The sequence below is a fragment of the Mycobacterium sp. genome (genome assembly GCF_049281135.1).
GTDB lineage: Bacteria > Actinomycetota > Actinomycetes > Mycobacteriales > Mycobacteriaceae > Mycobacterium.
The window spans coordinates 1-7,892 of record NZ_JBAPRN010000043.1; the positions used below are offsets into that span (position 1 = coordinate 1).

At 64.4% G+C, this 7,892-nt stretch carries 6 protein-coding genes; all 6 read left to right on the forward strand.

Annotation, left to right across the window (positions count from 1 at the left end; translation table 11 throughout):
- Positions 1–182 precede the first annotated feature (182 nt).
- The 6 genes from WAN02_RS01590 to WAN02_RS01615 all read left to right on the forward strand — a co-directional run bounded on the left by WAN02_RS01590 (position 183) and on the right by WAN02_RS01615 (position 7,376).
- Positions 183–1,412 (forward strand): cytochrome P450, encoded by a 1,230-nt coding sequence (locus WAN02_RS01590; protein WP_422262197.1) that lies wholly within the window; start codon positions 183–185, stop codon positions 1,410–1,412.
- 79 nt (positions 1,413–1,491) lie between these two features.
- Entirely contained in the window at positions 1,492–2,445 is a 954-nt protein-coding gene (locus tag WAN02_RS01595) for a PDR/VanB family oxidoreductase (protein WP_422262199.1), read from the forward strand.
- A 64-nt stretch (positions 2,446–2,509) separates the two neighbouring features.
- On the forward strand, positions 2,510–3,334 hold the full coding sequence (locus WAN02_RS01600) for a mycofactocin-coupled SDR family oxidoreductase (protein ID WP_422262201.1): 825 nt from the start codon (positions 2,510–2,512) through the stop codon (positions 3,332–3,334).
- Between the two features lie 135 nt (positions 3,335–3,469).
- Entirely contained in the window at positions 3,470–4,546 is a 1,077-nt protein-coding gene (locus tag WAN02_RS01605; RefSeq protein ID WP_422262203.1) for an LLM class flavin-dependent oxidoreductase, read from the forward strand.
- Between the two features lie 308 nt (positions 4,547–4,854).
- Positions 4,855–6,297: an aldehyde dehydrogenase gene (locus WAN02_RS01610; RefSeq protein ID WP_422262205.1), complete on the forward strand. Its 1,443-nt coding sequence runs from the start codon at positions 4,855–4,857 to the stop codon at positions 6,295–6,297.
- 446 nt (positions 6,298–6,743) lie between these two features.
- The gene (locus WAN02_RS01615; RefSeq protein ID WP_422262207.1) at positions 6,744–7,376 is read left to right on the forward strand and encodes a TetR/AcrR family transcriptional regulator; all 633 of its coding nucleotides are present in this window, start codon (positions 6,744–6,746) and stop codon (positions 7,374–7,376) included.
- Positions 7,377–7,892 lie beyond the last annotated feature (516 nt).

The window sequence follows — 7,892 nt, forward strand, 5'->3', positions numbered from 1 at the left end:
AATCGACATCAATGTCGACAACTGCGCGATAGCGATCAGGGCAACCCCCGTCCGCGTGGGCCGCACCCGTTGTTCCCTGGCCTGGTCGTGCATTGCGTCGAAACGAACACTCGCTTGGTCGACGTCGGTTCCGCGGCAACGGATCCGAGCGCCGCGCCGATGGCTTCGAAGGATGAGGACCGGTGACTACACGCCCCGTACACGTTCCCGAACGGTTGGTCGTCGACTATGACGGGCTGGCCTCCGAGGAGACTGCAGCCGAACTCCTTGCGCGCGCCAGGGACTGGCAGGCCTTGGGTCCGGTCGTGTGGACTGACTCCAATCACGGCCACTGGGTGGCACTGTCCGCCGAGCTCAACCGTTACATCCTGTCCAATACCGACAAGTTCTCCAGCGCGAAGCCGGGCCAGGGCATCACCTTGACGAGATCAGAACGCGAACTGCACGTTCCGCTGGAACTGGACGGCGCCGAGCACCGGCGCTACCGCAAGGTGCTCACCCCGCTGTTCTCTCCGGCGCGGGTACGCAAACTCGAAGATCAGGTCCGAGAGCTTGCTGCAGGTCTCATCGACGGCATGCTGGCCAAGGATGTCACCGACATCGTCGCCGACTTCTCGCGCCCGCTGGCCAGTTCCATGTTCCTGGGCTTGGTGGACTGGCCGCTAGAGGACCGTCACGTCCTCGAGCCCATCGTCGAGCGCGAACTCAACGGTCGGCGTGGGGAGAGCAAAGAGGAGAAGGCCAAAACCAAGTCCGAGGCGGTTCAGGAGCTCGCTGCCTACGTGCGCGCCCGAGTAGCCGAACGTCAACAGAATCCCGCCGACGACATGACTACGGTGCTCATCAACGCCACCCTCGACGACGGCAGCACCATCCCTGAGTCACGCTTGATCCCGATGCTGGTCCTGCTGTGTCTGGCCGGGTTGGACACCACCCAAAGCGTGCTCTCGCGCTCGTTGGACTACCTCGGGCGCCACGAGGATGCTCAGGACTACTTTCGCTCCCACCTCGAAGCTCTGCCGGGGATGGTCGAGGAGTTGTTGCGCTGGAGCACGCCGGCGGTTCCCAACCGCACCGTCGTAGAGGATTGCGAGCTCGGCGGGGTGCAGATGAGGGCTGGGGACACCGTGCAATGCCTGCTGCAGGTAGCCAACCGGGATGAAGACGATTTCGATGCGCCATGGAGCTTCGATCTCGACCGGCCGCGCAACCGGCACGTGGCGTTCTCGGTCGGACCGCACACCTGCATCGGCTCGGGTCTGGCGCGGGTGATGCTCAAGACCGCCCTGGATGAATTTCACCGCAAGGTGGACCGTTACGAGGTCGTCGACTCCGAGTCGCACACCGGTGCGGTCTGGGGAATGCGCAGCGTTCGGATGACCTTGAGCGTCCACGAGGCAGCGGCGCTGTGACCGCATGCCTGCATGTGGAAACCGCTCGACGAGGGACAACCGAGCGCCCGCTGAGCCTGGCCACCCGGACCGTTCGGCGATGACGACCAGGGCGCGACTGCGGTTGCACGTGGTCGACAAGCGCACCGTCGCCGACGACGTCGTGCAACTCGAATTGGCCGACCCCTCCGGTGCCGAGCTGCCCGCCTGGCAGGCCGGAGCGCACATCGGCCTGTCGCTGACCGCCGAGTTGGTCCGCCAGTACTCCCTTTGCGGTGAGGTCGCCGACCGCAGCCGTTATCGCATTGCGGTGCTGCGGGAACCGCATGGTCGCGGTGGATCGCAGTACGTCCACGATCAGCTGGCGGTCGGAGACCTCGTCGAGGTCGCGACACCCCGCAACAACTTCGACTTCCACTCCGCCGAGCGGCACCTTTTCCTCGCCGGCGGCATCGGGATCACACCGCTGGTGGAAATGATGGCCGAAGCCGATCGCCAGGGATCGGAGTGGATGTTGGCCTACGGCGGACGCAGCGGCGGATCGATGGCCTACGTGCAGCAGCTCACCTCGACCTTCGGGGATCGCGTGCACGTCTACGAACAGGACGTGCACGGCGTGCTGCCGATCGCGCACCTGCTGGATGACCTCAAGTCCGGCACGCTGGTCTACTGCTGCGGCCCCGAAGGCCTGCTGGGCGCCGTGGAGCAGAAATGCGCCGAGCTCGGCGTACCCGACCTGCACGTCGAGCGGTTCACCGCCGTCGACGTCGCCGACCACGGCGGCGACCAGCCCTTCGACGTAGTACTCGCGCAGTCGGGGCTGACGCTAGCGGTGGCCACCGGCCAGACAATCCTCGAAGCCGTCGAAGAAGCCGGGATCCCGGTGGATTCGTCATGCCGGGAAGGCACGTGCGCCACCTGCGAGACCTTCGTGGTGGAAGGCGCTTGTGACCACCGCGATTCGCTTCTCTCCGACGAGGAGCGGCAGTCGAACAAGACCATGATGATCTGCGTTTCCCGCGCGCGAGGTGACCGGATCGTCTTGGACCTGTGAGTACGGACACCACTCCGTTCGCGGCCACCACCGCAGCGGTCGAGAGGGAACAGAGGTAGTAGCCATGGGCAGATTCAGTGACAAGGTCGCGTTCATCACCGGCGCCGCACGCGGACAGGGGCGATCGCATGCGGTCCGGCTGGCAGAGGAGGGCGCCGACATAATCGCTCTCGACATCTGCGCGCAAATAGCGACGGTGTTCTATCCGATGTCGACCAAGGAAGACCTCGACGAGACGGCTCGCCTCGTCGAGGCCTTTGGTGGCCGCATCGTCACCCACGTCGCCGACGTCCGCAGTCGCGACGACGTCGTCGCGGCCTACGACGCCGGCATCGCGGCGTTCGGGCATGTCGACTTCGTGCTGCCCAACGCCGGGATCATGCCCGTGATCCCGCCCGGTGATCAACCTCAGGCCTGGTTCGACGGCATCGACACCATGCTGACCGGCGTCTTCAACGTCTTGGACGTCACCGTGCCCGGGATGATCGAACGCGATCAAGGCGGTGCGATCGTCATCACCAGTTCCACCGCCGGTCTGAGCAGTTTGGGGCTCAACCTGCTGCCGGGGCAGGCCGCCTACGTGGCAGCCAAGCACGGCGTCGTGGGTCTCATGCGCCTGTATGCCCAGCAGCTCGGCAAGCATCGGATCAGGGTCAACACCGTGCACCCGTGTGGCGTGGACACCCCCATGGTCAGCAACGACGAGTACGCCGCCTTCGCGGCCGCCAACCTCGACATCGCCGCTGGGGATCGGTTCAACAACGCACTGCCCACACGCAAGATCGAGCCGATCGACATCAGCAACGCCATTGCCTACCTGGTCTCCGACGATGCGCGGTACGTCACTGGTGTGGCCTTCCCCGTCGACGCCGGGTTCCTCCTCAAATGAGACCGTGAATCCGCGGAGCTGGTGCCATCTTCGGGCCAGCGCCGCTCAACGATGCGCCCGCCGCGGCGCAGGACCGGTCGCATCGATTCGAGAGACGTTGTGTGACAACGGCTCCCGACAACTTGGAGGATGAACGTGACAACCGAGGCTTGGACCCTGCTTCCCAATCTGCCCCGCGTGGCCAGTCGCGACGCCGCGGCGGCCGAGCGGGAGGGCTGGACTGGCGTGTTGTTGGCGGATTCACAAAACTTGGCCGCTGAGCTGGTGGTCGAGATGGCGATGTGCGTGGCGGCCACGTCGCGGGTGATGGTGTCGCCGGGAGTGACCAACTCCGTCACCCGCCACCCCGCCGTGCTGGCAGGGGCCATGGCCACGCTGCAAGCCGAATCCTCAGGACGCATCTCCGTCGACATCGGACGCGGTGACTCGGCACTGGCGCATCTGGGCTTCGCGCCCATGGGAGTCAAACCGTTCGGTCGCTACGTGACGGCGCTGCGCACCTATCTGCGTGGCGGCGAGGTCGACTTCGACCCGGGCTTGGTTCCGGCGAACATCAAAGCGCTGGACACCTTGAACTTGGGGGAGGCCCCCAGCGCCAGCCGGCTGGGGTGGATCCGACCGAACTCGACCCCTGTGCCGGTGAACGTTTCGGCGACCGGACCGAGGGTGATAGCGCTGGGCGCGGTCCTCGCCGACGGCGTATCGCTGTCCGTGGGCGGCGATCCGGATCGGGTGGCCGCTGCCATCGACGTAGCTCGCACCGCCCGTGTCGACGCCGGCCTGGACCCCGACGGCCTCGCCATCGGTGCCTATCTCAACATCGCCGTCCACGACGACCTGGCCACCGCAGCGCACATCACCTCCGGCAAGCTCGCGAGCTTCTCCAGGTTCTCCGTCATGCACGGTGCGGTCACCGGCTTCGTAAGCAGTGACGACGACCGCAAGGAACTCTCCGATTTCCACGGCACCTACGACATGACCGCGCATGGCCGCTCCGATGCCAGCCACCTGACCGGGCTGTCGGTGGACTTCGCTCAGCGAAACGCCGTCATCGGATCCGCGCCGCAGGTACTCGAACGGCTCTGGGAGCTCAAGGAACTCGGGGTGTCACGGTTTCTGCTCACCGAGGACTTCGTGCGCACCGGCCCCTCGGGGGAGTCGCATTCTCAGATCGTCGAGGCCGTCCTTCCCGAGTTGCTGGGTTGGTCATAGCTTGCGCGCTACACAACCGGGCCGCCCTGCCTCGGGGCGCAAGACGGAAATCGGAATCGGGCTGGCGTCGCGAATGGGTCCAGCGCAAAACCCCGGGCCCCATTGTGGCGCGTGTCACCGGATGATAGCTTGATGAATCGACATTGATGTCGAATACACGACCGCGGCACAGCGGAACCGCAAATCGAGCCGTGGGCAATAGTGCCCAGTCACGCGCCGTCGATGGATTCGCGCGCCACATGTCTCACACCCCGATGGGGATCTCGGCGATTACGGAATGCGTCGGACGCAACGGAAGGACACTGACGGTGACTGAGCATCAGACCCACTACATCGACGGCCAATGGACGCCATCGAAGTCCGGCGAGACCATCGACGTCGTGTCGCCGCACACCGAACAGATTGTCGGAAAGGTACCCGCTGGTGGCGGCGCGGACATCGATGCGGCCGTCGACGCTGCGCGATCAGCGCAGAACGGCGAATGGGCCGCCACGACCGTGCAGGACCGCGCGACGGTCATCGCCGACTTGCTCGCCGCGTTCGTCCCCCGCGCCGAGGAGGTGGCAGCACTCCAGGTCACCGAAATGGGCTGTCCGGTCAGCCAAGCCCGCCCCGTCATGGTGGACCCGGCAATCGGGATCCTCGACTACTACGGCGGCCTGGCGGAGAACTACACAGATAGCGAGCGGCGCACCGGTTCTCACGGACTCACCAGTGTGGTGCATCGCAAACCGGTCGGAGTCGTGGGCGCCGTCATTCCATGGAACGCGCCGACATACCTAAGCATGCTCAAACTAGGTCCGGCTTTGGTGACGGGCTGCTCCATCGTGCTCAAGTCGGCCCCAGAAGCGCCGTTGTCGCTCCGTCCCCTCGCCGAGGCAGCAATGGCCGCCGGACTACCCGCCGGCGTCCTGAACATCGTTTCCGGTGGCCGTGACGCCGGGGAGCACCTCGTCAAACACCCCGGAATCGACAAGGTCTCGTTCACCGGCTCGGTCGCGACCGGACGACGCATCGCAGAACTGACCGGACCACGTTTCTTGCCGACCACACTCGAACTCGGCGGCAAGTCAGCAGCGATCGTCCTACCCGACGCCGACATCGAGTCGACGGTCGCGGGACTGGGTCTAAATTGCTTCGTGAACTCCGGGCAGGTCTGCGGGGTTGACTCGCGGGTACTCGTGCACCGGTCTCGCGCGAAGGAATTCACCGACGCCTTCGCCGCCATGGTCGGCGCATTGAAGACCGGCGACCCCGCTGATCCCGCGACCAACATCGGACCCCTGGTAACCAGCAAGCAACGGGATCGCGTCGAATCCTTCATCCTCGGCGCCAGCGCCGAAGGCGCACGCCTGATCACCGGCGGCGCACGACCGGCTGGGCTGACGACGGGATGGTATGTCGAGCCGACAGTGTTCGACTCGGTGACCTCCGACATGACCATCGCAAGGGAAGAGATCTTCGGACCGGTGGTGTCGATCCTGGCCTATGACACCGACGACGAGGCTGTCGCGATCGCCAACAGCACCGATTACGGTCTCGCCGGGTCGATATGGGCGACCGACATCGACCATGCACTGGCGTTGTCGAAGCGGATCACGACCGGAATCGTCGCCATCAACGGATTCGGCTGCCAATTCAACACCCCGTTTGGCGGCGTCAAGCTGAGCGGACTTGGCCGAGAGATGGGACCAGAGAGCCTGTCCGCGTACGTCGAATATCAATCCGTGTTGCTCCCTTTGGCGACCTGACACGTGATGGACCGACCACTCACATCCCGCCCGGCCCGTCGTCACCGCGACGTCGACGGCAGACACGGCCCCGCAAACGGGCGCTGTCGCAATCTGGCTCCGTCATCGGTGATCGCCACCGCCGCCGAGGACGTCTTCGCGATGGTCCAATCGAGCCACACCGGGTTCGCTCCGCAGAGAACGGCGCCGTTGTCGATGCTGCCGAGACAGATTGGGCCTGCAGTGGTGCGACCCGGCCACAGCACGCGCCAGTGTCGGGGCCCGCGGAACCTGCCGCATCTTTGGCATTCGACTTGCAGGCTCCCGGGTGGGATTACGGGAGGACCGCTTTGGTCGAACATCCGTACTCCAGCGGAACGGGATTGCCCCGCTGGAGTAGGGCGACCTACGAATCATACTGTGAGCCTTAGGAAGACGCGATGATTAATGCCGAAGATAATTCCTTGATGGTTCGAAAGGCCGACACGTCGCGCGCGCGTGCGGAGCGCGGCGACTCGAAGTCAAAGCGCACCCGTACGCGCATCCTGGATGCAGCCGCGCATGTGTTGAGCGTGCAGGGATTTTCGGGTCTGCGCCTCCAAGACGTCGCAGCTTATGCGCAGCTGCAAGCACCTGGGATCTACTACCATTTCTCTTCGCGGGAAGCCCTCATCGAGGAGGTCATGTTCTGCGGGATCAGCAGTCTGCGAAGGCATCTGCTGCAGGCGCTGTGCGATCTGCCACCACAAACGCCGTCGATGGGCAAGATCCTGGTGGCCGTCGAGGCGCACCTGCGCCACGTACTCGAACTCTCTGACTACGCCACTGCCTCGATCCGCAACGCCGGCCAGATTCCCGAGCATCTCCGAACGCGGCAGAAGGAGGAAGAGGCGGCATACGGCCGGATTTGGCAGCAGCTATTCACCACCGCAGCCGCTGGCGGCGAGATTCGGGATGACATCAACCCTGAGATGGCTCGTTTCTTTGTGCTGGGCGCCCTCAACTGGGCGGTCGAGTGGTGGGATCCGGAACGTGACTCGATTGAGGCCGTCGTCTCGACCGCCCAGGCTCTCGTCGGCAAAGGCCTCGCGCCGGAGTAGCGGCGCACACTCGCTGGCTGTCAGCCCGTGGTCATCAGCCGCGCCTACCAGATGCCTACGGACGGTTGCGAGCGGCGATGCGTCGAACGCACGCCGCTGGTCGCGTCGCGCCTATTGTCAAATTGATCGATAATGTAGATTATCCATGGTTGCTGAAGATCGTATACGTTGCGCTACTTCATCTTTCATGGCGCGCCCTTACATTCCCCGCGCGGTCGCCACCAGCACGGCAGGCGACTCGGTGGTCGACGATTCACCATCGACCGGCCTGCGTCTTAAATGAGCACCACCGTGCCGTTCTAGGATCCGCCACAAAGTTGAGAAAAACGCGTCCGCCATTTTGATGAGAATCCTGCAAACCTGCAGCTAGAGGCGTCGGCTTCCGCCATCAACTTTGAGAACCGACACCTGACAGCACGTGAACTGGGACAATGTCCTCGAACCCTTGGCGAGAAGGATTCGAGGACATTGTGTTTCGTACTGTAAATGATCAGCCGACGTTGTGGGATTCCATCC